This is a genomic window from Micromonospora sp. NPDC048842 (assembly GCF_040649935.1).
GTDB lineage: Bacteria > Actinomycetota > Actinomycetes > Mycobacteriales > Micromonosporaceae > Micromonospora > Micromonospora hortensis.
This window is the reverse complement of sequence record NZ_JBEZGK010000009.1, coordinates 86,708-110,479: the sequence shown is the minus strand read 5'-3', so window position 1 is coordinate 110,479 and position 23,772 is coordinate 86,708. Positions and strand designations below refer to the sequence as shown.

At 71.4% G+C, this 23,772-nt stretch carries 20 protein-coding genes and 1 pseudogene; 8 read left to right on the top strand and 13 right to left on the bottom strand.

Annotation, left to right across the window (positions count from 1 at the left end; translation table 11 throughout):
- Positions 1-89: 89 nt before the first annotated feature.
- A complete protein-coding gene (locus tag AB0C19_RS15350) occupies positions 90-2,054 on the top strand; it encodes a penicillin-binding transpeptidase domain-containing protein (RefSeq protein WP_357184935.1) in 1,965 nt (654 codons plus the stop codon).
- Between the two features lie 565 nt (positions 2,055-2,619).
- On the opposite strand, the pseudogene AB0C19_RS15345 reads toward AB0C19_RS15350, so the two are convergent.
- From AB0C19_RS15345 to AB0C19_RS15315, 7 genes and pseudogenes are all read right to left on the bottom strand, one after another.
- Positions 2,620-3,585, bottom strand: a pseudogene (locus tag AB0C19_RS15345) (arginase family protein); the annotation flags it as partial.
- Between the two features lie 69 nt (positions 3,586-3,654).
- Positions 3,655-4,578: a tetratricopeptide repeat protein gene (locus AB0C19_RS15340; RefSeq protein ID WP_357184932.1), complete on the bottom strand. Its 924-nt coding sequence runs from the start codon at positions 4,576-4,578 to the stop codon at positions 3,655-3,657.
- A gap of 182 nt (positions 4,579-4,760) precedes the next feature.
- Entirely contained in the window at positions 4,761-6,449 is a 1,689-nt protein-coding gene (locus AB0C19_RS15335; protein ID WP_357184929.1) for a methylmalonyl-CoA mutase family protein, read from the bottom strand.
- A gap of 212 nt (positions 6,450-6,661) precedes the next feature.
- Complete coding sequence (locus AB0C19_RS15330) at positions 6,662-7,075, bottom strand: Asp23/Gls24 family envelope stress response protein (protein WP_357184926.1); 414 nt, start codon at positions 7,073-7,075, stop codon at positions 6,662-6,664.
- A 58-nt stretch (positions 7,076-7,133) separates the two neighbouring features.
- Positions 7,134-7,553, bottom strand: coding sequence for an Asp23/Gls24 family envelope stress response protein (locus AB0C19_RS15325; protein ID WP_357184924.1), 420 nt, complete (start codon positions 7,551-7,553; stop codon positions 7,134-7,136).
- Positions 7,554-7,768: 215 nt separating this feature from the next.
- A complete protein-coding gene (gene meaB, locus AB0C19_RS15320) occupies positions 7,769-8,770 on the bottom strand; it encodes a methylmalonyl Co-A mutase-associated GTPase MeaB (protein ID WP_357184921.1) in 1,002 nt (333 codons plus the stop codon).
- Between the two features lie 55 nt (positions 8,771-8,825).
- Entirely contained in the window at positions 8,826-10,025 is a 1,200-nt protein-coding gene (locus AB0C19_RS15315; protein ID WP_328652378.1) for an acetyl-CoA C-acetyltransferase, read from the bottom strand.
- A 62-nt stretch (positions 10,026-10,087) separates the two neighbouring features.
- Here AB0C19_RS15315 and mce point away from each other — a divergent pair, with 62 nt between their 5' ends.
- The 4 genes from mce (at position 10,088) to AB0C19_RS15295 (ending at position 16,161) form a co-directional block, all read left to right on the top strand.
- Positions 10,088-10,564 carry a methylmalonyl-CoA epimerase gene (gene mce, locus AB0C19_RS15310; RefSeq protein WP_112621592.1) on the top strand — a complete coding sequence of 159 codons (477 nt, stop codon included), beginning with the start codon at positions 10,088-10,090 and terminating at the stop codon, positions 10,562-10,564.
- A 349-nt stretch (positions 10,565-10,913) separates the two neighbouring features.
- Entirely contained in the window at positions 10,914-12,269 is a 1,356-nt protein-coding gene (ccrA, locus tag AB0C19_RS15305) for a crotonyl-CoA carboxylase/reductase (protein WP_238677326.1), read from the top strand.
- Positions 12,270-12,627: 358 nt separating this feature from the next.
- Complete coding sequence (locus AB0C19_RS15300) at positions 12,628-13,893, top strand: DivIVA domain-containing protein (protein ID WP_091405818.1); 1,266 nt, start codon at positions 12,628-12,630, stop codon at positions 13,891-13,893.
- Positions 13,894-14,070: 177 nt separating this feature from the next.
- Positions 14,071-16,161 (top strand): hypothetical protein, encoded by a 2,091-nt coding sequence (locus AB0C19_RS15295; RefSeq protein ID WP_357184916.1) that lies wholly within the window; start codon positions 14,071-14,073, stop codon positions 16,159-16,161.
- A gap of 73 nt (positions 16,162-16,234) precedes the next feature.
- On the opposite strand, the gene AB0C19_RS15290 is transcribed toward AB0C19_RS15295, so the two are convergent.
- The gene (locus tag AB0C19_RS15290) at positions 16,235-17,209 is read right to left on the bottom strand and encodes a hypothetical protein (RefSeq protein ID WP_357184913.1); all 975 of its coding nucleotides are present in this window, start codon (positions 17,207-17,209) and stop codon (positions 16,235-16,237) included.
- 42 nt (positions 17,210-17,251) lie between these two features.
- Between AB0C19_RS15290 and AB0C19_RS15285 the strand changes: the two genes are divergently transcribed.
- The 3 genes from AB0C19_RS15285 (at position 17,252) to AB0C19_RS15275 (ending at position 18,966) form a co-directional block, all read left to right on the top strand.
- Entirely contained in the window at positions 17,252-17,542 is a 291-nt protein-coding gene (locus AB0C19_RS15285; protein WP_357184910.1) for a Scr1 family TA system antitoxin-like transcriptional regulator, read from the top strand.
- Positions 17,533-17,721 carry a DUF397 domain-containing protein gene (locus AB0C19_RS15280; RefSeq protein WP_357184907.1) on the top strand — a complete coding sequence of 63 codons (189 nt, stop codon included), beginning with the start codon at positions 17,533-17,535 and terminating at the stop codon, positions 17,719-17,721. The genes AB0C19_RS15285 and AB0C19_RS15280 overlap by 10 nt, the downstream gene beginning before the upstream one ends.
- 144 nt (positions 17,722-17,865) lie before the next feature.
- Entirely contained in the window at positions 17,866-18,966 is a 1,101-nt protein-coding gene (locus tag AB0C19_RS15275) for an AI-2E family transporter (protein WP_357184904.1), read from the top strand.
- Positions 18,967-19,009: 43 nt separating this feature from the next.
- On the opposite strand, the gene AB0C19_RS15270 is transcribed toward AB0C19_RS15275, so the two are convergent.
- From AB0C19_RS15270 to AB0C19_RS15250, 5 genes are all read right to left on the bottom strand, one after another.
- On the bottom strand, positions 19,010-19,819 hold the full coding sequence (locus AB0C19_RS15270) for an alpha/beta hydrolase (protein WP_330438868.1): 810 nt from the start codon (positions 19,817-19,819) through the stop codon (positions 19,010-19,012).
- A gap of 82 nt (positions 19,820-19,901) precedes the next feature.
- Positions 19,902-20,231, bottom strand: a complete 330-nt coding sequence (locus AB0C19_RS15265) for an ATP/GTP-binding protein (protein ID WP_124821217.1) — start codon at positions 20,229-20,231, stop codon at positions 19,902-19,904.
- A gap of 11 nt (positions 20,232-20,242) precedes the next feature.
- Positions 20,243-21,397 (bottom strand): hypothetical protein, encoded by a 1,155-nt coding sequence (locus tag AB0C19_RS15260; protein WP_357184899.1) that lies wholly within the window; start codon positions 21,395-21,397, stop codon positions 20,243-20,245.
- On the bottom strand, positions 21,394-21,888 hold the full coding sequence (locus AB0C19_RS15255) for a SigE family RNA polymerase sigma factor (RefSeq protein ID WP_357184897.1): 495 nt from the start codon (positions 21,886-21,888) through the stop codon (positions 21,394-21,396). Before AB0C19_RS15255 ends, AB0C19_RS15260 begins: the two co-directional genes overlap by 4 nt.
- A gap of 41 nt (positions 21,889-21,929) precedes the next feature.
- On the bottom strand, positions 21,930-23,720 hold the full coding sequence (locus AB0C19_RS15250) for a 3-hydroxybutyryl-CoA dehydrogenase (protein WP_357184894.1): 1,791 nt from the start codon (positions 23,718-23,720) through the stop codon (positions 21,930-21,932).
- Between the last annotated feature and the right edge of the window lie 52 nt (positions 23,721-23,772).

Sequence of the window (23,772 nt, the reverse complement as noted above, 5' to 3'; positions counted from 1 at the left end):
TTGGGCGCGGCCGAGCGCCGGGGGGACGTTGGGGACGGCGTTCCCGTACTACCGTGCGAGGGCAGTCCGAGATCGGAAGGACCAGCTTCATGCCCTTGTCGTACCCTCGGCCCCACCGGCCGAACCCCGCCCGCCGGCTCGCCGCCGCCGTCACCACGGCGCTGCTCGCGGCGGGTGTCCTGGTCGGTTGTTCCGGTGACGACGGGCCGCAGCGCACCGTCGACGCCTTCCTGGCGGGCTGGCGTAGCGGTGACCTCCAGGCGGTCGGTCTGATCGACCCGCTCGGCTCGAAACTGCCGTCGGCCGACGTGGCGCGCGAGATCAAGGACCTCTCCGGTGAGCTCGCGGCCACCCCACCCAAGTTGACGCGTCGCGGCGAGCCGAAGATCACGAAGGACATCGCCACCACGACAGTCCAGGTGGAGTGGGCCCTGCCCGGTCAGGCCCGCTGGGCGTACGACCGGGAGGTGCGGCTCGCCCACGGCGACGACGACCAGTGGCAGGTGATCTGGGAGCCGACTGTGGTGCACGAGCAGCTCACCAAGGGCGACCGGTTGGCGCTGCGGCGCGACCCCGGTGCCCGCGCCGCGGTGTTGGACAACGCCGGAAAGCCGCTGGTGACCCCGCGCCCGGTGGTCCGGGTGGGTGTGCAGCCCAACGGGGTCACCGACCTCAAGAAGCTCGTCAAGGACCTCGACGCGGCGTTCAAGGCCATTCGCCCGGCGCTGGTCCCCGGCGTCGACCTGGCCGACCTGCCCGACCGGGTGGCAAAGGCCGAGCCGGGCGCATTCGTCGAGGTGGTGTCGCTCCGCGAGGAGGCGTACCGGCAGATCAAGCCCCGGATCTACGACCTGCCCGGCACCAAGTTCGTCTCCGACAAGATCGACCTGGCGCCCACCCGCGAGTTCGCCCGTGCCCTGCTCGGCTCTGTCGACCCGGCGCAGGCCGACGACCTCGCCGCACACCCCGACCGGTACGTCGTCGGTGATCTGGTCGGGCACGGCGGGCTACAGGGCCGCTACGACGAACGACTGCGCGGCGGCCCCGGGCTGACAGTGGTGGTCGAGCGTCCGGCCGAGGGCGGCAAACTCGAACCCACCGGCGCCGAACTGTTCCGCCGGGAGCCGCAGCCCGGGCAGGCGCTGAAGACCACGCTGGACGTCGCCGTGCAGAACGCGGCCGACGGGGCACTGCGCGCCGAGTCGCGCCGGTCCGCCCTGGTGGCGGTCCGGATCAGCGACGGCGCCGTGCTCGCCGCCGCGAACGGCCCCGGTCCGGCCGGGCAGAATCTGGCCTTCGACGCCCAGGTGCCTCCGGGCTCCACCTTCAAGATGGTCAGCACGCTGGGCCTGCTGGACCGGGGCGCGGTCACGCTGGACGGGCCGGTGGACTGCAAGAAGACCTTCACCGTGGACGGCCGGTCCTTCAAGAACTCGGACAACTTCGAGCTCGGCTCGGTGCCGTTCCGCACCGACTTCGCCAAGTCCTGCAACACGGCGTTCGCCGCGCTGGCCCCGAAGCTCGGCGGCGACGGGCTGGCCGCCGCCGGTCGCTCGCTGGGCCTGGAGGGTCAGTGGGACCTCGGCATGGACGCCTTCACCGGCAAGGTCTCGACGGGCGGCAGCCTGGCCGAGCAGGCCGCCGCGTCGTTCGGGCAGGGCACCACGCTGGTCAGCCCGCTCGCCATGGCCGGCGCCACCGCCGCCGTCGCCCGCGGCCGCTTCGAGCAGCCGAAGCTGCTGCTCGACCCGGCGCCGGCCAAGCCGGCACAGGCAGGCGAGCAGCTCAAGCCGGAGTCCGTCGCGGCGCTGCGCACGATGATGCGCGAGGTGGTCACCGCCGGCACCGGCAGCGCGCTCAAGGATGTGCCGGGTGAGGTGTACGGCAAGACCGGCACCGCCGAGTACGACGACAACCCGGCGCACACCCACGCCTGGTTCGTCGGCTGGCGGGGCGACGTGGCGTTCGCCGTGTTCGTGGAGAAGGGCGGGGCCAGCACCGCCTCGGCAGTCCCGATGGCCGAGCGCTTCCTCCGCGCCCTCCCAACCCCCTGACCCCATCCGGGGCCCCGGTGTCCGGCCACTCCCCCGGGGCCAACGCCCGACGCCGGGGCCGAGGGCCTGGTCAGGCGCTGTCGGCTTCGCGCCTTTCGGGCGGGTTCTGCGTCGACGGGGCGGTGCGTCGGAGGAGACCTGGGCCGGCCGACGCCGGCGGGCCGACCGGTTCGCGCTCGACAAGGGGCGCGACACTGGCCGCGATGCCCGACGGCTCGGAGTGGACCCGTCCGCCCATGCCGGGTGACTCCCCCTCGGCCGGGACGTCGTACGGCCCCGCGCTCACTGACGAACCCACGCCGGGGACACCGACGCCGGCAGACCCGACATCGGCAGACCCGAGCCCGGCAGGCCCGACGTCGGCGGGGTCATTGTCAGCGGGTTCGATGCCAGCCGGGAATTCAAGCCGCGCAACCCGCTCAGCGCGGTCGAGCCCGTCAAGCCCGGCAAGCCCGTCGAGCCGCTCGGCACGGTCGAGCCGCTCGGCACGGTCGAGCCGCTCGGCACGGTCGGGACGCTCGGCACGGTCGGGACGCTCGGTGGCGGTCGCGGCCCGGCCGTTGCCGCGTCGCGGGGAGGGCGTGGGCCGGGCCGACAGCAGTCGGGGCGGCACCGCTTCCGGGGCGGTCACCGGTGCCAGACCGGCGACCACTGTGTTGACGATCTCGGCCGCGTACGAGCCGTCCGGGTCGTAGTCGGGGTCGAAGACGGTCAGCTCCACGCCGAGGCAGTGCGGGGTGTCGACCAGGCCGGCGAGCAGGATCTCCAGCTCGGCGAAGGCGATTCCACCCGGGTCGGGGGCGTCCACGGCGGGCATCACCGCCGGGTCGAGCACGTCCACGTCGATGTGCACCCAGTAGCCCGCGCAGTCGGCGAGTTGCTCGTGCGCCCACTGGGCCGTCCGGGCGGCGCCCTCGGCGCGCAGGGCCGGCACCGGTCGGGTGGTGATCCCGGCGGCCTGAAGGTCGAGCCGGTACTCGTCCTGGGCACGGATGCCGAGCACCACCACGTCGATGTCGCGGAAGTAGGGCCGGCGGCCCTCCAGCGCGGCCAGGTCGGCCTGCCCTCGACCGGTGACCAGGGCCAGGTCCTCACCGGCGGCAGCGCCGACGTAGGAGGCGTTGCCGGGGTGCCGGAAGTCGGAGTGCCCGTCGACGAAGACCAGCCCGATCCGCCCTCCGACGGCCTCGCCGAGGCGGTGCATGGCCAGGGCCGAGCCGAGGAGCACTGAGCAGTCGCCGCCGAGCACCACCGGGAACTCGCCCCGGTCGATGATCGAGCCGATGCGTTCGGCGAGGGCCAACGAGTAGTCGGCGATCTCCCGGGCGTGGCACACCCCGTCGCCGGGTCGCCAGTCGCCCGGGTCGTACCGGGCGGGGGTGACGCAGCCGGCGTCGCGGGCGCGGAGCCGGGCCAGCAGGTCGTGGTCGCGCAGCGCCCCGGGCGCCTTGGCGCAACCCGGGACCGACGTTGACGTCGGCGGCCGTAGACCGAGATTTGTCGGCGCGTCGAGGACGGCGATCCGGCGCATCGTGAGCTCCCGTCCTCGGTGGTCGGGCGGGCCGGCCGGAACGCCGGCCCGCGCTGGCGTGCTACGAACTCAGAACAGGGCGCTGGCCAGGGCCCGACGCGCCGAGGCGACCGCCGGATCGTCCGGGCCGGCAATGGAGAAGAGCGAGACGAGGTGCTGGCGGACCGTCTCACGGTCCTCACCGGCGGTGCGCCGGACCAGACCGACAAGCCGCGCGTACGCCTGCTCGGCCAGGCCGCTGAGCACCTCGATGTCGGCGGCCAACAGCTGGGCGGCGACGTCGTCGGGGGCGCTCTCGGCGGCGGCCAGCGCGGTGGACGGGTCGGCGCCGGCCACCCGGCGGGCCACCCCGACCTGGGCCAGCCCCGCCGTGGCCGCGGCGTCCGCCGGGGCGTCGGCGAGGATCTTCCGGTACGCCTGTTCGGCGGCGTCCAGGTCGCCGCTCATCAGCGCGTCGTCCGCCTCGTCGAGCCGGGGGTCCTCCGGCTCGGCGACGCTCACGCCACCGGCCTTGAGCACGGCCTGGATCCACTGCCGCAGCTGAGCCTCGGGAACCACTCCGGAGAAGGCGTCGACCGGCTGGCCGCCGACGACCGCGTAGACCATGGGGATGCCCTGCACGCGGAACATCTGGGCGATTCGGGGATTTTCCTGCACGTCGACCCGGGCCAGCACCCAGGTGCCGCCGCCCTCGGCGTTCAGCCGCTCCAGGACCGGGGCGAACTCGTCGCTCTCCGGGAAGCCGGCCGCACCGAAGAACACGACGACGGGCGTGGCCATCGAGCGTTCGAGCACGTCGGACTGAATTGTCGCCTCGGTGACGTCCACGATGGCGGTGTCACCGCCGGCGGTGGGCGCGCCGGGGGCGCCGTTGGACGGGCCGCCCTGCGGGGGCGTGCCGGGGCGGGTACTTGCTGGTGCGGGGCCACGCAGCGTGCTGAGGTCGACCGCGCCGCGGGTGAAGATCGACGAGGTGATCCGTGGGTCGCTCATGGTTACCTAGTCTCGCACGTGAGCCCCCGATCTCAGCTCACCCGCAACCCCGACGTTGCAACTCTCACGCCCCGCCCCCACCCCCCGCGATCTTGCACATTCTGTCGCCGGTACGCCACATTTATGCCTTATGCCAGCACCGAAACTGCAAGATCGACGGGGTGGGGGGGTTGGGGGCAGGGTTAGAAGCGGGCTGGTTCGCGGTAGGTGCCCCACTCGGCCCGCAGGGCGTCGCAGATCTCGCCCAGGGTCGCCTCGGCGCGGACCGCGTCGAGCATGGCGGGGATCATGTTCTCGTCGGTGCGGCTCGCCTCGATCATCCGGGTCACCGCCGCGCGGACGGCCGACTCGTCCCGCGCGGTCTTGCGCTCGGCGAGCACCCGACGCTGCTCCAGCTCCACCTCGTGTGAGATGCGCAGGATCTCCAGCTCCTTGGCGACAGTGCCGGTGTGGCAGTTGACCCCGACGATCTTCTTGTCGCCCTTCTCGAGGGCCTGCTGGTAGACGAAGGCCGACTCGGCGATGTGCCCGGTGAACCAGCCGTCCTCGATGCCGCGCAGGATGCCCGAGGTCATCGGGCCGATCTGGTGTGGCCCGTCCCCGCCGAGCTGCCGGATCCGGGCGAAGATCTCCTCCGCCTCGGCCTCGATCTTGTCGGTCAACGCCTCCACGTACCAGGAGCCGCCGAGCGGGTCGGCCACGTTGACCACACCGGTCTCCTCCATCAACACCTGCTGGGTACGCAGGGCGATCTCGGCCGACTCGTCGGTGGGCAGCGCCAGGGTCTCGTCCAGTGCGTTGGTGTGCAGTGAGTTCGTGCCGCCGAGCACCGCCGCGAGAGCCTCGACGGCGGTGCGTACGACGTTGTTTACCGGCTGCTGCGCTGTCAGCGACACACCGGCGGTCTGCGTGTGGAACCGCAGCCACAGGGCCTTCTCGCTGGTCGCGCCGTAGACGTCACGCAGCCAGCGGGCCCAGATCCGGCGGGCGGCACGGAACTTGGCGATCTCCTCGAAGAAGTCGAGGTGCGAGTCGAAGAAGAAGCTCAGCCCCGGCGCGAAGACGTTCACGTCGAGCCCACGCGAGAGACCCAGCTCGACGTAGCCGAAGCCGTCCGCCAGGGTGTACGCCAGCTCCTGCGCAGCGGTCGAGCCGGCCTCACGAATGTGGTAGCCGGAGACCGACAGCGGCTTGTAGCGCGGGATCTCCCGGGCGCAGTACTCCATCAGGTCGCCGATCAGGCGCAGGTGCGGCTCCGGGTCGAAGAGCCACTCCTTCTGCGCGATGTACTCCTTGAAGATGTCGGTCTGCAGGGTGCCGTCCAGCTTGGACAGGTCGGCGCCCTGCCGCTCGGCGGCGACCAGGTACATGCAGAACACCGGCACGGCCGGACCGGAGATGGTCATCGAGGTGGTCACGCCGGCCAGGTCGATGCCGTCGAAGAGCGCCTGCATGTCGGTGGCGGTGTCGATGGCAACGCCGCAGTGGCCGACCTCGCCGAGCGCCTGCGGGTCGTCCGAGTCGCGACCCATCAGCGTCGGCATGTCGAACGCAACCGAGAGCCCGCCGCCGCCGGCGCCGAGGATCATCTTGTAGCGCTCGTTGGTCTGCTGGGCGTTGCCGAAGCCGGCGAACTGCCGGATCGTCCAGGTCCGACCCCGGTAGCCGGTCGGATACAAACCCCGGGTGTACGGGTACTCGCCCGGCCAACCAATCCTTTCGAAGCCCGGATAGGTGGCGCCCTCCGGTGGCCCGTACACCGGCTCCACCGGCATCCCGGAGAGCGTGGTGAAGTCCGCGTCCCGCTTGCGCGCGGCGTCGTACCGGGCCTGCCAGCGCGCCCGTCCGGCGTCGATCTCGTCGGCGTCCATGAGCAGGGCTCCTCCTCGGGTCCTCGACTGCACGTCGAGTGTAAGGCCCCTACCTGAACGATCGCTAAGTCAGCCCGTACCGACGAGTAACGGCGAGCGCCCGCATCGATCATGGAGTTGTGGTGGTGCACAAATCCCGCAACCGGGGCCAAAATGGCCACCACGACTGCATGATCGACGGGGGAACTGGGTCAGATCGCGCAACGCACCGGTCAGGCGGGGGGCACGGTGGGGGTTTCGCTGATCGCCAGGTCGTCGACCCGGATGTTGACCTCATCGACCCGCATTCCGAACGCCTCGACCGCCTCGGTCACTCGAGCGCGCACCTGACCGCTGACCTCTGCCACCTGTCGACCGGCCTCGATCACCAACACCAGGTTGACCACGGCCGCGTCCCCGGTCACGTGGGCCGAACAACCCCGACGGGCGTCACCCACCTGGTCCAGCCCGACCCGGTCGAGAACCGCGTTGAAGAACCGGGCGACGTCTCCACCCAAGTCGGCCACACCGGGCACCGCGCGGGCCGCCGCGACGGCGATCTTCTCGATCACCTCGTCGGCGACCTGCGTCGTCCCGCCGGCCGGCACCGACGCCCTGCTCAGCTCCTGCGTTGCTTCCAGGTCCACAGTCGCTCCTGCTCCTCACACCACCGAGTCAACCGTCAGGCTGTTGGGCAGCTACGTCTCAGGCTCCGGCTGCCGCGCCCGGCTGGTTCAGCTCGATGTCGTCCACAGTGACGTTGACCTGGGTGACAGTCAGGCCGTACTTCTCCACCGCTTCGATCACCGCGGCCCGCACCGCCTCGGTCACATCGGCCACGACGTGCCCGGCGTCGATCACCAGGACCACGTTGATGACGGCCGAGCTGCCCTTCACGTCGGCCGACACGCCCCGCCGAGCGTCGCCCACCTCGTCCAGGCCGATCTTGTCCAGCACGCTGTTGAAGAAACGGGAGATATCGCCGCCGAGGTCGGCGACACCGGGCACGGCACGAGCGGCCGCACCGGCGATCTTCTCCACGACCTCGTCGGAAACCGACGTGACACCCCGGGCCGCGCCCGTGGCGGGCTGCACTGCGCCGGCGTTCTCCACCGCGTCCGTCATGATCACATCTCCCCTGGTCCCGTGCACTGTGGACCGACCCGCTCGTCAGCCCGCTTCGCGGAAGCCCCGCTTGCGGCCACGCGCGGCGAGCCTACTAAAACCAGAGCGACCTTCGCTTGTGGGCGTGCGGCGCGCACGAGCGACGGCGTCGGTCCGCACCGGACAGTGCCGATCGGGTTCGTCCAGGTGGACACGCCGGCCGGCGGGTCGCCGGGTCAGCGCGCGAGCTGGGCGAGCAACTCGTCCGCCGCCGTGTATGGATCGGTAGCGCCCTCGGCAACCTTGGTGGCGAGCGTGGCCAACTCCGTACCGTCGCGCAGTGAGCCGATCCGGGAGCGGAGGGTACCGAGCGCGATCGCCTCGATCTCGGCGGCGGCCCGCGCCTCCTGGCGGCGGCGCAGCTCGCCGTGCTCGACCAGCCAGCCCCGGTGCTTGTCGATGGCGGCGGCGATGTCGTCGATGCCCTCGCCCCGCGCGGCGACCGACCGGACCACCTGGGGCCGCCACTGCCCCGGCCCGCGCTCACCGAGCGCGATCATGCCCTGGATGTCACGGACTGTGGCGTCGACGCCGTCCCGGTCCGCCTTGTTGACCACGAACACGTCAGCGATCTCCAGGATGCCGGCCTTGACCGCCTGGATCGCGTCGCCCATCCCGGGTGCGAGCAGCACCAGCGTCGTGTCGGCGAGCGAGGCGACCTCCACCTCGGCCTGCCCGACGCCGACCGTCTCCACCAGCACCACGTCACAGCCGGCGCCCTCCAGCACCCGGACCGCCTGCGGCGTCGCCGCGGCCAGCCCGCCGAGGTGGCCCCGGCTGGACATCGACCGGATGTAGACGCCCGGATCGGTGGCGTGGTCCTGCATCCGCACCCGGTCACCGAGGATCGCTCCGCCGGTGAACGGGCTGGACGGGTCGACAGCCAGCACACCCACCCGGTGCCCGCGCGCCCGCAGCGCGCGGACCAGCTCGTTCGTGGTGGTCGACTTACCCACCCCGGGTGAACCGGTCAGCCCGACCACCTGGGCCTGCCCGGCGTACGGCGCCAGCGCCGCGGCGATCTCCGGCAACAGCGCGTCACCGTTCTCCACCAACGTGATCAGGCGAGCCACCGCCCGGGGGTCGCCGGTGCGGGCCCGCTCGACAAGCAGCGGTACGTCCCGGCTGCGGCGCACCGACGTGGTGCCCGCTGCCGGGACGTGCTCAGTCTCGCTCACTGCGCCATCCCCGTTCGCGACCGCGGGGCTCGCAAGACCGGCTCACTCCTCGCGCTCACTGGCTGGTCTCGGCCTTGCCCGGCACGTGGATGATCAGCGCGTCGCCCTGGCCGCCGCCGCCACACAGCGCGGCCGCACCGGTGCCACCGCCGCGCCGCTTCAGCTCCAGGGCGAGGGTGAGGACGAGACGCGCGCCGGACATGCCGATCGGGTGCCCCAGCGCGATCGCGCCGCCGTTTACGTTGACCTTCTCCGGGCTGATCCCGAGGTCCCGGGTGGACTGGACGCCGACCTGCGCGAACGCCTCGTTGATCTCGATGAGGTCCAGGTCCGCGACGCTCAGGCCACCCTTCTTCAGGGCGTGGTTGATCGCGTTGGACGGCTGCGAGTGCAGGGAGTTGTCCGGGCCCGCCACGTTGCCGTGCGCACCGATCTCGGCCAGCCAGGTCAGCCCCAGCTCCTTCGCCTTGGCCTTGCTCATCACGAGCACCGCGGCGGCGCCGTCGGAGATCGGCGACGAGCTGCCGGCGGTGATGGTGCCGTCCTTGGCGAAGGCGGGGCGCAGCTTGGCCAGTGACTCGACTGTGGTGTCCGGACGGATGCCCTCGTCCTCGGTGATCACCAGCGGGTCACCCTTGCGCTGCGGGATGACCACCGGGGCGATCTCGTCGGCGAAGTGGCCGTTCTTCTGCGCGGCGGCAGCCCGCTGGTGGCTGGCGGCGGCGAAGGCGTCCTGCTCCTCGCGGGAGATGCCGTGCTTGGCACCGAGCCGCTCGGTCGACTCGCCCATCGAGCAGCAGTCCCAGGCGTCGCTGAGCCCGTCGTGTGCCATGTGGTCCTTGACCACCACGTCGCCGTACTTGTAGCCGGTGCGCTGGCCCATCAGCAGGTGCGGGGCGTTGGTCATCGACTCCATGCCGCCGGCGACCACGATGTCGAACTCGCCGGCGCGGATCAGCTGGTCGGCCAGGGCGATCGCGTCCAGGCCGGAGAGGCAGACCTTGTTGATGGTCAGCGCCGGCACCGACATCGGCACGCCGGCCTCGACCGCCGCCTGCCGAGCCGGGATCTGACCGGTGCCGGCCTGCAACACCTGGCCCATGATCACGTACTGGACCTGGTCCGGGCTGACGCCGGCACGCTCCAGCGCCGCCTTGATGGCGATTCCGCCGAGCTTCGTGGCCGGGAGGTCCTTGAGGTTGCCCAGCAGCCGGCCCATCGGGGTCCGCGCGCCGCTGACGATCACCGAAGCCATGCCTGCCTCCGAAGGGGGTGCCGAGCTGTACGCCTTAACGATTGTTCGGCCAGACTAGCGCCATGGCAGAGAACTCCCCCGTCGAGCCCGGTGCGGACTACGTCACAGACATCGGACTTCGCAAGATTGACCACGTCGGGATCGCCGTGGCCGACCTGGACGCCGCGATCGACTTCTACCAGCGGACGTTCGGGATGCGCTGCGTTCACGTGGAGACCAACACCGAGCAGGGCGTCCGGGAAGCGATGCTGGCCGTCGGGCCGACCACCGAGGGTGGCTGCGTGCAGTTGCTCGCCCCGCTCACCCCGGAGTCGACGATCGCGAAGTTCCTGGACCGCAACGGGCCGGGCGTGCAGCAGGTCGCGTACACGGTGGTGGACATCGACGCGGCCTGCGCGGCGCTACGCGAGCGCGGCATGCGCCTTCTCTACGACGCTCCGAGGCGTGGCACCGCGGACAGCCGGATCAACTTCGTCCACCCCAAGGACGCCGGTGGCGTCCTCGTCGAACTGGTCCAACCCGCCCCCACCCCCCACTGACCCCACCCCTGCCCCGCCCATCCACCCCCTGGTTGATCACGAGGTTTGCGTCATCCCGCGCCCCGCAGGTGACCGAAAGCTCTTGATCAACCAGGGGGTGGTGGCCGTCGGGGCCCTGGTGCGCGCACGTCAGTGCGCGGTTGGCGGGCTGGTTGGACACCTTCACGCATCGGCGGATGCAGTTTTTCACAGAGGACTTCCCGGCCTAGCTACCGTTCAGTAACGTCCGGCCCCACAGGAGCGCGACCGGTGCCGGATGTGTCGAATGCCGACATGGCGGTCGTGCCCCACCGGCGCCGACGATGGCAGCACCCGGGCCCGTGCGGGTGCGGATGAACCGGAGGTCACCGTGCAGGACATCCTCGAAGCGATCATGGCGGCGGAGGAATCGAACGATCCGGACCGCGAACTCGCCGGCCTCGCCGGGCTGCCCGTACCGGAGAGCTACCGGGGCGTGGTGGTCCGCGCCGAGGAAGCCCGGATGTTCGACGGCATGGCCACCCGGGACAAGGACCCACGCAAGGCCCTGCACGTGCAGGAGGTGCCGACGCCGGAGCTGGCGCCGGGCGAGGCGCTGATCGCGGTGATGGCCAGCGCGATCAACTACAACACGGTGTGGACCAGCATCTTCGAGCCGCTGCCCACCTTCAAGTTCCTGGAGCGCTACGGCCGGGTCTCCGAGCTGACCCGCCGGCACGACCTGCCGTACCACGTGGTCGGCTCGGACGCGGCCGGCGTGGTGCTGCGCACCGGCCCCGGGGTGACCCGCTGGGCCCCCGGCGACGAGGTTGTCGCGCACTGCCTCTCCGTCGAGTTGGAGGACGCGGCCGGGCACGACGACACGATGCTCGACCCGCAACAGCGGATCTGGGGCTTCGAGACCAACTTCGGCGGGCTGGCCGAGCTGGCGGTGGTCAAGGCCAACCAGCTGATGCCCAAGCCACGGCACCTGAGCTGGGAGGAGGCGGCCAGTCCCGGGCTGGTCAACTCCACCGCGTACCGGCAGCTCGTCTCGCACCACGGCGCCAACATGAAGCAGGGCGACGTCGTGCTGATCTGGGGCGCCTCCGGCGGCCTCGGTGGGTACGCCACCCAGATGGCACTCAACGGCGGCGCGATTCCGGTCTGCGTGGTGTCCTCGCCGGAGAAGGCCGAACTGTGCCGCCGGATGGGCGCGGAGCTGGTCATCGACCGGGCCGCGGAGGGCTTCCGCTTCTGGAAGGACGAGGAGACCCAGGACCCGGACGAGTGGCGGCGCTTCGGCGAACGGATTCGCGAGCTGACCAGCGGCGAGGACCCGGACATCGTGTTCGAGCACCCGGGCCGGGAGACGTTCGGCGCCAGCGTCTACGTGGCCCGGCGCGGTGGGACCATCGTCACCTGCGCCTCCACGAGCGGCTTCCTGCACCAGTACGACAACCGCTACCTGTGGATGCACCTCAAGCGGATCGTGGGCAGCCACTTCGCCAACTACCACGAGGCGTGGCAGGCCAACCGCCTGGTCGCGCTCGGCAAGGTGCACCCGACGGTGTCCCGCACCTACCCGCTGGAGCAGACCGGCCAGGCCGCGTACGAGGTGCACCGCAACGCCCACCAGGGCAAGGTCGGCGTGCGCTGCCTCGCGCCCACCGACGGACTGGGCGTACGTGACGGGGAGTTGCGGGCCCGGCACGAGGACGCGATCAACCGGTTCCGGGGTCACTGACCGGCACCGCCGGCCCGGGGTGACTGACCGGCACCGCCGGCCCGGGGTCGTCGACCGGCATCCGGAGCGCCGAGGCGGGTCCCGGCCGGACGGTGGAACGCTGGATGACCATTGCGCTGATCGCTCATTGTTCTTCCGCCCCCATTAGCGGATAAGCCACCCGGATCGAACAAAGGGCCTCGGGGTAACCCCGGGGCCCTTTTCCGCGTCACGCTGCGTGGCGTCCGACCCGCCAGGACCTGCCAAGATCGCCGATTGGTCCAACCTCGCCGATCGCGGGAGTTGACCATGTAAAGAGGGCACGAAAGCTTCGCACCGCTCTTGCGAAGCACCCTGGGGCGTCTGCCAGTATGTCCCAATGCCCCAGCAGCAGTCCTCCCCTCTCGCGTTCTTCGATAACGCGAACTCGCAGCCAGATTTCACCGTTGGCCTGCGCGGATACAACACCCATCAGGTCGACGACTTCCTCGGCCGGATGACCGCCGCGCTGACCCAGTCCGAGCAGGCCCGTGCCGAGGCCGAGCAGCGGATGAACGACGCCCAGCGTCGGCTCCGCCAGGCCGAGCAGCGCATGAGTGCGCTGGAGCAGAAGCTCACCGACACGAACAAGCAGCTCGAAGAGAACAGCCGGCCCACCCTCTCCGGGCTGGGCACGCGCGTCGAGCAGATCCTCCGGCTCGCCGAGGAGCAGGCCAACGACCACCGCAACGAGGCCAAGCGCGAGTCGGAGGGCATCCTCTCCGCCGCCCGCCTCGAGGCTCGCGAGATCACCGACAAGGCCCGCGCCGAGGCCGCCGCCATGAAGGCGAGCGCCGAGCGCGAGGCGGGCAACCTGCGTACGGCCGCCGAGCGCGAAGCCGCCGAGGTCCGGGTGCAGGCTCGCCGCGAGGCCGACACGCTGCGCGCCGACGCCGACCGGGAGACCAAGCAGCTACGTACGGTCACCGCGCACGAGGTGGCCGAGCTGAAGTCGACAGTCGAGCGGGAGGTCGCCACCCTGCGGGCCACCGCCGAGCGGGAGATCACCCAGCAGCGGGCGAAGGCCGCCCGCGAGGCTGAGGAGAAGCGCGCCGAGGCGACCAAGCTGCTCACCGACGCGCGGGACAAGCGCGACAAGGACCTGCAGGCCCTGGAGCTCCAGCTGGCCGAGCGGCGGGAGAAGGCCGAGCGCGAGGAGTCCGAGCGGCACGCCGCCCAGGTCGCGCAGACGCAGAAGATGGTCAGCGAGGCCGAGCAGCGTGCGCGGGCCGCGCAGGAGCGGGCCAAGGAGATCGAGCAGCGCGCCGAGGCGCGGCGGGTCGAGTCGGAGCGCAACGCCGCCGAGACGGTCGACAAGGCCAAGGCCCACTCGGAGAAGACCCTCAACGAGGCGAAGGCCGAGTCGCAGCGCCTGCTCACCGAGGCTCGCACCGAGGCGGAGCTGACCACGCAGGCCGCCCGCCGCGAGGTCGAGGACCTCACCCGACAGAAGGACGCTGTCACGTCGCAGCTGGGTCAGATGCTCTCCGGCCTCGCCGGCATCGTCCCGGGAATGCCGGCGCAGGCCGCTCCGGCTGCCAAGCCGGAAGCAGCAAAGAAGACCGATGGTGGTCAGGAGCGGGTGCCCGCGGAGACCGCCGGCTGACGCGAGGCGTCAGGTAGGGGCATCGACGGCGCGAGGTGACACCGGGTAACCGGTGCCACCTCGCGCCGTATGCGTTTCCTAACCCCTGGTATTCGTTGACCGCAACGGAGTGAAGTAGCTCCCACAAGGCCCGTCCGTATCGCCCCAGCAGGGCCCGTTGCGTGTGAGGATGGGGGCATGTCGCACGGCGAGGAACTGTTCGCTCTCGGCGGGGACGTGACGACGGAGCCCAGCTTCGAGTCCGCTCTGCGGGGGTACGAGAAGAAACAGGTCGACCGTTATGTCGCACGTGCTGAGCACGAGATCGCGACCCTCGCCTCCGAACGGGAACAGGCGTATACACAGATCCACAAGCTCGCCGGCCAGGTCGAGGTTCTCCAGCGCGACCTGACCCAGGTGCGCAAGCAGATGAACGTGGTCGACCGGGCGTCCTTCCGGCACCTCGGCCCGCGGGTCGAGTCGATCCTCACTCTCGCCGAGGAGCAGGCGGAGCAGATCCTCGGCGACGCGAACGGGGAGATCGAGGCCCGTCGTGCCGCGGCCGAGCACATCATCGAGGAGGCCCGCGAGCAGGCCGCGCGGGCTCTGAAGGACTTCGAGATCGCCCTCGCCGCCCGACGTGCGGAGGAGGAGCGGCACAGCGCCGCACAGCGGGCCGAGGCGGACGCGGCCCTGCGGTCGGCCAAGGACGAGTCGGCGCAGTTGCGCAAGGCCGCACAGGACGCTCTGGCGAAGGCCCAGCAGGAGGCCACCCAGCTGCGGGATTCCGCCAAGGAGATCCACACCCGGGCCCAGCAGGAGGCCACCAAGCTGCGCGAGACGGCCCGCGAGACGCTGGCCAACGCCCGGCAGGAGGCCAGCGATCTGCGCGATGCCGCCAAGGAGGTGCATGCCAAGGCACTCCAGGAGGCCAAGCGGCTCACCGACACCGCGACCGAAGCCGGGCGGGCCACCCATGCCAAGGCGCAGCAGGAGGCCAAGCAGATCATCGACGACGCGTCGATGGCCGGTCGGGCCACCCGCGCCAAGGCGCAGCAGGAGGCCGAGCGGCTGACGACGCAGGCCACCGAGTCGGCGAAGCGCAGCCGGGCCGAGACCGAGGCGTACGTGCAGCGCATGCGCACCGAGACCGAGGCGTACGTGCAGCACACCCGGGCGCAGACCCAGCAGGAGCTGGGCGCGTGGCGGGCCGGTGTGGAGCAGGAGGTCAACTCCCGTCGGGAGGCGGCCGACCGGGAGTTGGCGCAGCGGCGGTCCGCGGCCGAGCAGGAGTTCGCCAAGCGCCGCGACGAGTTGGACAAGCAACACGCGGCGCGCCAGCAGGAGTTGGAGGCCGGGCTCGCCAGCCGTCAGCAGGAGCTGGAGAGCGGGTTCACCACCCGTCGGGACGAGCTGGAAACCGAATACTCCACTCGGAAGAACGAGCTGGAGACCGAGTACACGGCTCGCAAGAACGAGATCGAGCAGGGCGCGGCCGGCGTCCGTCAGGCGGCCGAGCAGGATGCGGCGGGGCTGCGCCAGCGTTCCGAGGCGGAGGCCGCCGAGCTGCTGAGCCAGGCCGAGGCCGAGGCCAGCGACAAGCGCCGCAAGGCCGACGAGCATGTCGCGGCGTCCCGGCGGCAGTTCGAGGAGTACGCGGCCACCACGCAGCAGCACCTGGCCACAACCCAGCAGCACCTGGCGGCGACCCAGCAGGAGTCGGCGGCGGGCCGTCAGCAGTTGGCCCAGGTGATGTTGGAGATCGCCCAGGCCCAGCAGCAGTTGGCGGATCTGCGGCAGGAGACCTGGAAGGCGCGGCAGGAGTCCGACGAGTTCCAGCGTCAGATGTCCGAGCTGCGGTTGCAGAGTGTCGCCGGTCCGATCGACGGCCCGACCGCGCCGGCCGGCGACGCCAGCGCGAGCGAGGGCGTGCCCGGTGGTGGCGACGACGGCGTGAGCGTTGCCGCCGGCGCGGCCTCCGGGTCGGGTACGGGCACCGGGCTGAAGACTGAGCCCGCCGACACCAGGCAGCCGGTGAACGCCGGTGCGGACGAGTCCGGGCAGTCCACGACGCGGCCGGTGGCCGAGCCGATGACCACAGTGGACGGTGGGTTGGCGAGCGCCGGGGTGGACGGGGAGCCGACAGTGGCCGCCGTTCCGGGCGAGGGCGGCCGGGGCGCCAAGCCCACCAAGATCACTAGCACCGGTGAGAACGGCAAGCGACCCACCAAGCCGACCACCGACGAGCGCAGCGCCAAGCCCAGCAAGGTCACCATCGAGAAGGAGTGACGGGCACCCCGCCCGTCGAAGCTTCGAAATCTTGGACACTTTCCGTCAGCGGCTGACGGAAAGTGTCCAAGATTCATTTCTGCGTCGAGTGGCGTACGGGCGCGGTGGGGGTCCAGCCGGCCGCGATGAGGGCGCGGCGGACGGTGTCGGCGACCTCGTCCGGGCGGGCGCGGACCAGCCAGGCCGGAAAGCGCAGAATCCGGTCGCCGCTGGTCCAGACGTCGTTCTGCCGACGCATGTCGGCCGCCCACTGCTTGGCGTCCATGTGGTGCGCGCCATCGATCTCCACCTGCACCCGCCACTCCCGCCAGTACGCGTCCAGCCAGCGGTTCCGGCCGGCCGCGTCGACCCGGTGTTCCTGCAGGTCCGGGGCGGGCAGCCGGTGCCTGCGGCACAGCCGCAGGAAGTCGATCTCCGAGAGCGCCTGCGCGCCGCCCGCGATGTCGCCGACGGTCTGCCCGATCAGCCGTCGACGGGGAGCCCGAGGGAGAACGTCGAGCACCGCCTGCAACTCCTCGGGCAGCACCCTGCGTTGCTGGCAACCGGCGGCCAGCACCGACTGCGCCTCGTCCACACCGGCCGCCCAGCCCGCCGCGTCCACCAGGGCGCGCGCCGTGGTGGTACGCGGTGGGCGGGCACGTTGGAGATGGGCCTCGGGGAGGACCGTCGTGCGGTGGACCAGGACCGCGGGCATGTCGATCGGAAGTCGACGCAGGGTGGCCCGCGCGGCACGACGGGCTGCCGGCACCAGCACGTGCAGCGGCTCGCGTCGCAGTCCTCGTACCCCGGCTTCGGCAGCGGCGGACACCCCGGCGAGCACCGCCCCCGGCCCGGCCGCCAGCACCGCCACCCAGAGTTGTTGGTCGCGGGTGAGCCGACCGTTGCCGGCCAGCAGGATCCCGCGGCAGACCGACCGCCACCGACCGGAGCGAATCCGGCCCCGCACCCGCCCCTCGCTGAGCAACCCGGCGACCTGCGCGGTCGTCAGCACGCCCGCCTGCTCGAAGGCGAGCCAGTCGAGTGCGTCGGCGTCGTCGGCGGGCAGCATCCGGACAGCTTTCGCCCTTGAGCGTCGCCCCACCACCAGATCTTGGACAGTTTCCGTCACGGCCTAACGGAAACTGTCCAAGATCTGCACGGATGCGGCAGCGTTCCGGCCGACATCGGACTGCACGTCGGCCTTTCCGGACCGTTCAATCTGGCCCGAGGCGCCGACGGTGGTTGGGTGGGGCACATGGAGCATCAGATTGACTGTCTCGTGGTCGATGGCGACCATGAGGTGGCTACGCTGCTGGCGCGCTGGGAGATGATCAGAAACGCTGCGTTGTCTCGCCGCCAGTCGATCGCGCTGATGAAGGAAGTTGTGACCTCATGGACCTGACCGGCGCGCTCTGGCGCACGTCCAGCCGTAGCGGCAACGGAGAGTGTGTCGAGGTGGCGGACGATCTGCCCGGGGTCGTGGGGGTGCGGGACAGCAAGGACCCGGCTGGCCCGGTGCTGGTGTTCGCGCCCGCCGCGTGGCGGGCGTTCGTGGCCGTCGCCCGTCATCCGACGGCCTGAGCCGGGAGGTCCCTGGTGCCACAGCACAAGCCGTCCGGCGACGAGCCGGACGTGACCCCCAGTCCCCCGCCAGGGGAAACCCCACAGCCAGGGGAAACCCCACAGCCAGCGGTAACCCCACAGCCAGCGGAGACGCCACCCCCGGTGCCGGTCCCCGTCCCGGGGGTCGACCCGGACGAGCCGCCGGCGGTCCCGTCCGGGAAGTTCGGCACACCGGGGCGGCCACTGCGCCGCAGCAGCTTCCTGATCGGCTTCACCGGTGCGCTGGGCGTGCTGCTGGCGTACACCCTCTATCTGGGGATTCGCAATGCCGGCGGCATCCTCGTGCTGGTGGTGATCGCGCTCTTCCTCGCGGTCGGCCTCAACCCGGCGGTGGTCCGACTGGGCCGCTGGGGTGTACCGCACGGCTTGGCGGTGGCAGGGGTCGCCCTGACTGTGGTGCTGCTGCTCTGCGGCGGCGTGGTGGCGTTGGTCCCGCCGATCGTCACCCAGTCGGGGCAGTTCATCGACCAGATCCCGAGCCTGCTCGACGAGTTGCGCCGCAACCCGACGGTCAATGACCTGGTCGAGCGGTACGACGTGGTGGAGCGGGTGCAGGGCGCGGCCAACGCGGAGACGGTCGGACGGGCGCTCGGCGGGGTGCTGGGCGGCGCACAACTGATCTTCGGCACGGTGTTCCGGACGCTGACCGTGCTGGTGCTGACCATCTACTTCCTGGCGTACTTCGACAAGCTGCGTTCGCTGGGCTACTCGTTGGTGCCCCGGTCGCGGCGGCAGCGGGTGCAGCTGATCGGCGACGAGATCCTGGCCAAGGTGGGCTCGTACATGGTCGGCGCGCTGAGCATCGCGGTGCTGGCCGGCGCGACCACCTTCGTCTTCGCGTTGATCGTCGACCTGCCGTACCCGTTCGCGCTGGCAGTGGTGGTCGCGGTGACCGACCTGATCCCGCAGATCGGCGCCACCCTGGGCGCGGTGATCGTGAGCCTGGTCGGTTTCGCCGCCGACCTGCCCACCGGCATCGCCTGCGCGGTCTTCTTCCTGATCTACCAGCAGGTGGAGAACTACCTCATCTACCCGAAGGTGATGCGGCGTTCGGTGGAGGTCAACGAGGTGGCAGCCCTGCTGGCCGCGCTGCTCGGGGTGGCGCTGCTGGGTGTGGTGGGCGCGCTGATCGCCATCCCCACTGTGGCCGCGTTGCAACTGATCCTGCGCGAGGTGGTGCTGCCCCGCCAGGAGCGCCGCTGAGCGTCGGCCCGCCCGACCGGCGGCCGGGCCGCGGACGGGCGGGTCAGTCCGCCTTGGTGGCAGCCGGGCCGGGGACGGGGGTGTCGGCGAAGGCGGCCACCGTCCGGTCGGCGTACGCGCTGACGTCACCGGCCTCCATCGGGCCGTCCCAGGTCGTCGGCAGCGGGACCTCGACGGCCGGGTTGACCCGTCGGACGATCTCGTCGAGCACCGTCTCCGCGTCGCCCACCCACAGGTGCTTGGCACCCGGCACCCCGACCACCTCGGCCTGGGGCACCGCGGCGAACCGCTCCCGCGCCTCGGTGGGGCGTAGGTAGTCGTCGAACTCCGGCACCAGCGCCACCAACGGCCGGCCCGAGTTGGCCCAGGTGGCCAAGTCCTCGGGGGCGGAGAAGCGCAGCGGCGGGGAGAGCAGGATCGCCCCGGCGATCGTCGGGTCGCAGCCGTACTTCAGGGCCAGGTCGGTGCCGAACGACCAGCCGACGAGCCAGATGTTGGGCAGTTCGGCGAACTCCGCGTACTCGATGGCGGCGGCCACGTCGTACCGCTCGCCCACCGCGCCGTCGAAGGCTCCCTCGCTGGTGCCCCGCACGCTGCTGGTGCCCCGGGTGTTGAACCGCAGCACCGCCAGGTCGGCCAGCGCGGGCAGCCGCCAGGCCGCCTTGCGGAACACGTGGCTGTCCATCATTCCGCCGTGGGTCGGCAGCGGGTGCAGGCAGACCAGGGTGGCCACCGGCGGCCGGTCGGCCGGCAGGGCCAGCTCACCGACCAGCCGCAGACCGTCGGCGGTGTGCAGCTCGATGTCCTCCCGGCGGCCGGGCAGGATCGACGACGCGCGGATCGCTGTGCTCACCGCCCAAGTCTGTCGCGAAGTCGCCGCCGCCGCCCGCCCAGGCACGAACAGGGTGACCCAGGTCGCTACCGGGCCCGGTCGCTCAGTAGCGCGGGGAGCCCCGGCCACGCTGCACCGCCGGGCCGCGCCGCTCCCGGGCCCGCCAGCAGCCGCTGTGCCAGTGCCGCCGGTCGGTCAGGTCGCCCAGGCCGTCCGCCGGCCAGGCGACCAGGTGGGCCACCCCAGGTGGGATCTCCTGGTTACAACCGGGGCAGCGGTACGTCTTGACCGACGCGCCAGCGCCGATGCCGCGTACCTGCCAGGCACCGTCGGTCCACTGCTGCACCGAGGCGACGCCCTGCCGGACCCGGTCGGCGTCCAGGTTGGCGTTCTCGTCCCGGCGAGGGCGGTTGCGACGGGGGCTCACAGTCACCAAGGTTACGGTCACTCCCAGCTGGCCGGCTCGCCACGGTCGTCGGCGACCCGGAGCCCGCCGATAACCGTGCTGACCTCCGCGTCCGTGGGCGACCGCTCCCAGCGGTTCTCGTGCCCCATGGACAGCAGGGTGTTCGGGATGCCGAGCACGTGCCAGAAGTCGCCCATGTCGAACACTGGCCTGCCGGCGATCCTGCGGTTGGCCTTGGCCCGGTCGGGCGAGGATGGGCGGGGTGAGTAGGTGAGCCGCACCGGCAATGTGGCAGCACCCTGGAGAGCGACTGTCAACGCCGCTTCGGTGTCGTTCGAAGCCGCAACGGGCATCTGCGTCGGCGTCGTGGTCCCCGCCACATTCACGATGCGGGGCCAGAACAGTTGCCGCACCGCCACCTCGCACGCGCTGATCCGGGCACCCGGGGGCAAGGCGGTCAATCGAACCGGCGCGACACAGCGGCGGGCTTCGTCGAACCGGAGCGCCGCCGCCGCCCGGGAGACCTCGGCGCTGGTCTCCCCGAGAGCCGCGACCCGGACGTACAGGCCCGGGACGGGCTGCCAGCGCAGCACCCAGCCCTTCGTGACCCTGTCGAGCTGACGTACCACCCCGTTGTACCTCGACGCGGCGTCGACGCCCCGGCCGGGCGAGGCAGGATCCCTGTCGCTGGTGCCGGCGCCCGCTCTGTCGGGGCCGACGTCACGAACCTGGCTCGGGTCGCCGGTCTCGGCCAACAGTGGGTCAGCGGCAACGATCACCATCGCCTGAACGCCGCCACCCAGATCCAGTCGCATGCTCTCGACCTGGCCCGCGGAGCGCCAGGCGACCGGCATCGCCGCTGCCGGATCGACCCCGAAGTGCAGCAACCGTGGGTCCGTGCCGATCAGGGCGGGGCGCTCCGCTGCCCCCGGAACCCCCGGTGCCCGGGGCGGCGTGACCACTACCGGGCTGGGCGTGACGGCTGGCTGCGGCGGCGCGGCTGACGGCGTACGCAGTGCCACACCCGCCCCGAGCAGCACCGCGACGCCGAGCGCTGCCCCGATGACGGCACGTCGCCGCCGCCGACGGGCCCGTCCCCCGTTCACCGCCGCCGTCAGCAGGCTGTCGGTGTCCACCGGCCCGTCGGCCTGCTCCCGGAGTGCCCGTGCGATCCGCTCGTCGAGGTCGGTCACGGCCGGCTCCCGTTCGTCGTGGGAACGCCGTGGCGCTCCCGCAGCTGGCTGAGCGCCCGCATCGCATGGGTGCGGACGGTGACCGGGGAACAGCCGAGAATCTGGGCGATGGTCAGGTCGTCGAGGTCCTCGTAGTAGCGCAGCACGAGCACCGCGCGCTGCCGGTCGGGCAGGCCGAGGATCAGCCGCCACACCTCGTCCCGGTCGGCCGCATCGCCGCCCAGGTCGCCGCGCCCCGGCCGGTCGGCGAACTCGGCAGTGGCCAACTCCCTGCTGGATCGGCGGCGCCACCAGGAGGTGTTGGCGTTGACCATCATCCGGCGTACGTAGACGTCCGGGTGGTCGGCACGGGCGATCTTCCGCCAGTGCACGTAGGCGCGCGCCAACACGTCCTGGGTGAGGTCCTCGGCCCGGTGCTCGTCACCGGTCAGCAGCCGGGCCAGCCGGACGAGCGCCGGCCCGCGACTGCTGACGTATTCCTCGAAGGTCACACCACTCAGACGCCGTCACCGGCGCCCCCTGTTGACACCGGTCAGCGGTGCGAGTGGTCGCGGAAGCCGCGGCGGGTCTTGCGGCCCAGGTAGCCGGCGGTGACCAGGTGCTCCAGCAGCGGCGCGGGCGCGAAGCCCGGCTCACGCAGTTCCAGGTACAGCTCGCGCTGGATGGCCAGGGAGACGTCCAACCCGACCACGTCGAGCAGCTCGAACGGGCCCATCGGGTAGCCGCAGCCCAACTTCATGGCGTGGTCGATGTCGTCGGCCGTCGAGTAGCTGGCCTCCAGCATCTTCACCGCGTCGTTCAGGTACGGGAAGAGCAACGCGTTGACGATGAAGCCGGACCGGTCGCCGCAGACCACGCCGGTCTTGCCGAGAGCGGCGCAGACGGCGCGGGCGGTGGCGGTGGCCTCCGGCGAGGTGCGGATGGTGCGGACGACCTCGACCAGCGGCATGACCGGCGCCGGGTTGAAGAAGTGCAGCCCCACCACGTCGGCCGGTCGCTGGGTGGCCATCGCCACCTCGATCACCGGCAGCGACGAGGTGGTGGTGGCAAGCACCACACCCGGCTTGCAGATTTCGTCGAGGCTGGCGAAGAGGGCCTTCTTGACGCTCAACTCCTCGACGACCGCCTCGACCACCAGGTCGACGTCGGCGAGATGGTCGAGTGTGGCGGACCAGCTGATCCGGCCCAGGGCGGCGTCCCGGTCGGCCTCGGCGAGCTTGCCGCGCACCACGCCCTTGTTCAGCGAGGTCTTCACCGCCTCGCAGACCTTCGCGGACTTCTCCATGCCACGGGTCACCGAGACGACCTCGTAGCCGGCCTTCGCGAAGACCTCGATGATCCCGGTGGCCATCGTTCCGGAGCCGACCACGCCGACCTTCGCGATGGCGCGTGCGCCGTCGGCGAGCGCGGCGTCAGTGGCCAGCGGCGTCGCCTCATCCGGTACGACAACCGGGGAGCCGGGCCGCTCGTAGGTGTAGAAGCCCCGGCCCGACTTCCGGCCGAGCAGCCCTGCCGTCACCATCTGCTTGAGCAGCGGCACCGGGGCGTGGCGGCGGTCCCGCCCGCCGCGCCGGTACATGGTGTCCAGGATCTCGTACGCGGTGTCCAGGCCGATGAGGTCCATCAACGCCAGCGGGCCCATCGGCAGGCCGCAGCCGAGCTTCATGGCGGCGTCGATGTCCTCCCGGGTCGCGTAGTGCGACTCGAACATGGCGACCGCGTGGTTGAGGTAGCCGAAGAGCAGCGCGTTGGCGATGAAGCCGGCCCGGTCGTTGATGGTGACGTCGACCTTGCCGAGCCGGGCGCAGAGCGCCTCCACGTCGGCGACCACCTCGGGGGCGGTGACGACAGTGCGAACCACCTCGACCAGCTTCATCACCGGGGCCGGGTTGAAGAAGTGGATGCCGATCACCTGGTTGGGTCGGCTGGTGGCGACCGAGATCTCGGTGACGCTCAACGACGAGGTGTTGGTGGCGAGGATCGTCTCCGGTCGGCAGACCCGGTCCAGCTCCGCGAAGATCCGCTGCTTGAGGTCCAGGTGCTCGGGCACCGCCTCGATCACCAGGTCGACGGAGTGCAGCGCGTCCAGCCCGACCGCGAAGTGCACCCGCTCGTGCAGGGCGTCGCGGTCCGCCTCGGCGAGCTTGCCCTTGGCGACCGCCCGGTCGGTGGAGCCCTTCAGTGTGGCCCGGCCGCGCTCCAGCGCCGGCGCGGAGATTTCCACTGCCACCACGTCGATGCCGTTGCGGGCGAAGACCTCGACGATGCCGGCACCCATGGTGCCCAGCCCCACCACACCAACGGTGCTGAACTCGCGCGCCACGACCGGCCTCCCCAGAGACTCCGCACGGCCACTGAACGGCCGCTAAGGTTAT

Bases quoted from the DNA above. Each gene is read 5' to 3' on its own strand.
- AB0C19_RS15350 (WP_357184935.1), top strand. From the start codon at position 90: ATGCCCTTGTCGTACCCTCGGCCCCACCGGCCGAACCCCGCCCGCCGG.
- AB0C19_RS15325 (WP_357184924.1), bottom strand. From the start codon at position 7,553: ATGACGGACGCGGTGGAGAACGCCGGCGCAGTGCAGCCCGCCACGGGC.
- AB0C19_RS15290 (WP_357184913.1), bottom strand. From the start codon at position 17,209: ATGCTGCCCGCCGACGACGCCGACGCACTCGACTGGCTCGCCTTCGAG.
- AB0C19_RS15315 (WP_328652378.1), bottom strand. From the start codon at position 10,025: ATGGCTTCGGTGATCGTCAGCGGCGCGCGGACCCCGATGGGCCGGCTG.
- AB0C19_RS15295 (WP_357184916.1), top strand. From the start codon at position 14,071: ATGTCGCACGGCGAGGAACTGTTCGCTCTCGGCGGGGACGTGACGACG.
- AB0C19_RS15335 (WP_357184929.1), bottom strand. From the start codon at position 6,449: ATGGACGCCGACGAGATCGACGCCGGACGGGCGCGCTGGCAGGCCCGG.
- AB0C19_RS15340 (WP_357184932.1), bottom strand. From the start codon at position 4,578: ATGAGCGACCCACGGATCACCTCGTCGATCTTCACCCGCGGCGCGGTC.
- mce (WP_112621592.1), top strand. From the start codon at position 10,088: ATGGCAGAGAACTCCCCCGTCGAGCCCGGTGCGGACTACGTCACAGAC.
- AB0C19_RS15280 (WP_357184907.1), top strand. From the start codon at position 17,533: ATGGACCTGACCGGCGCGCTCTGGCGCACGTCCAGCCGTAGCGGCAAC.
- AB0C19_RS15300 (WP_091405818.1), top strand. From the start codon at position 12,628: ATGCCCCAGCAGCAGTCCTCCCCTCTCGCGTTCTTCGATAACGCGAAC.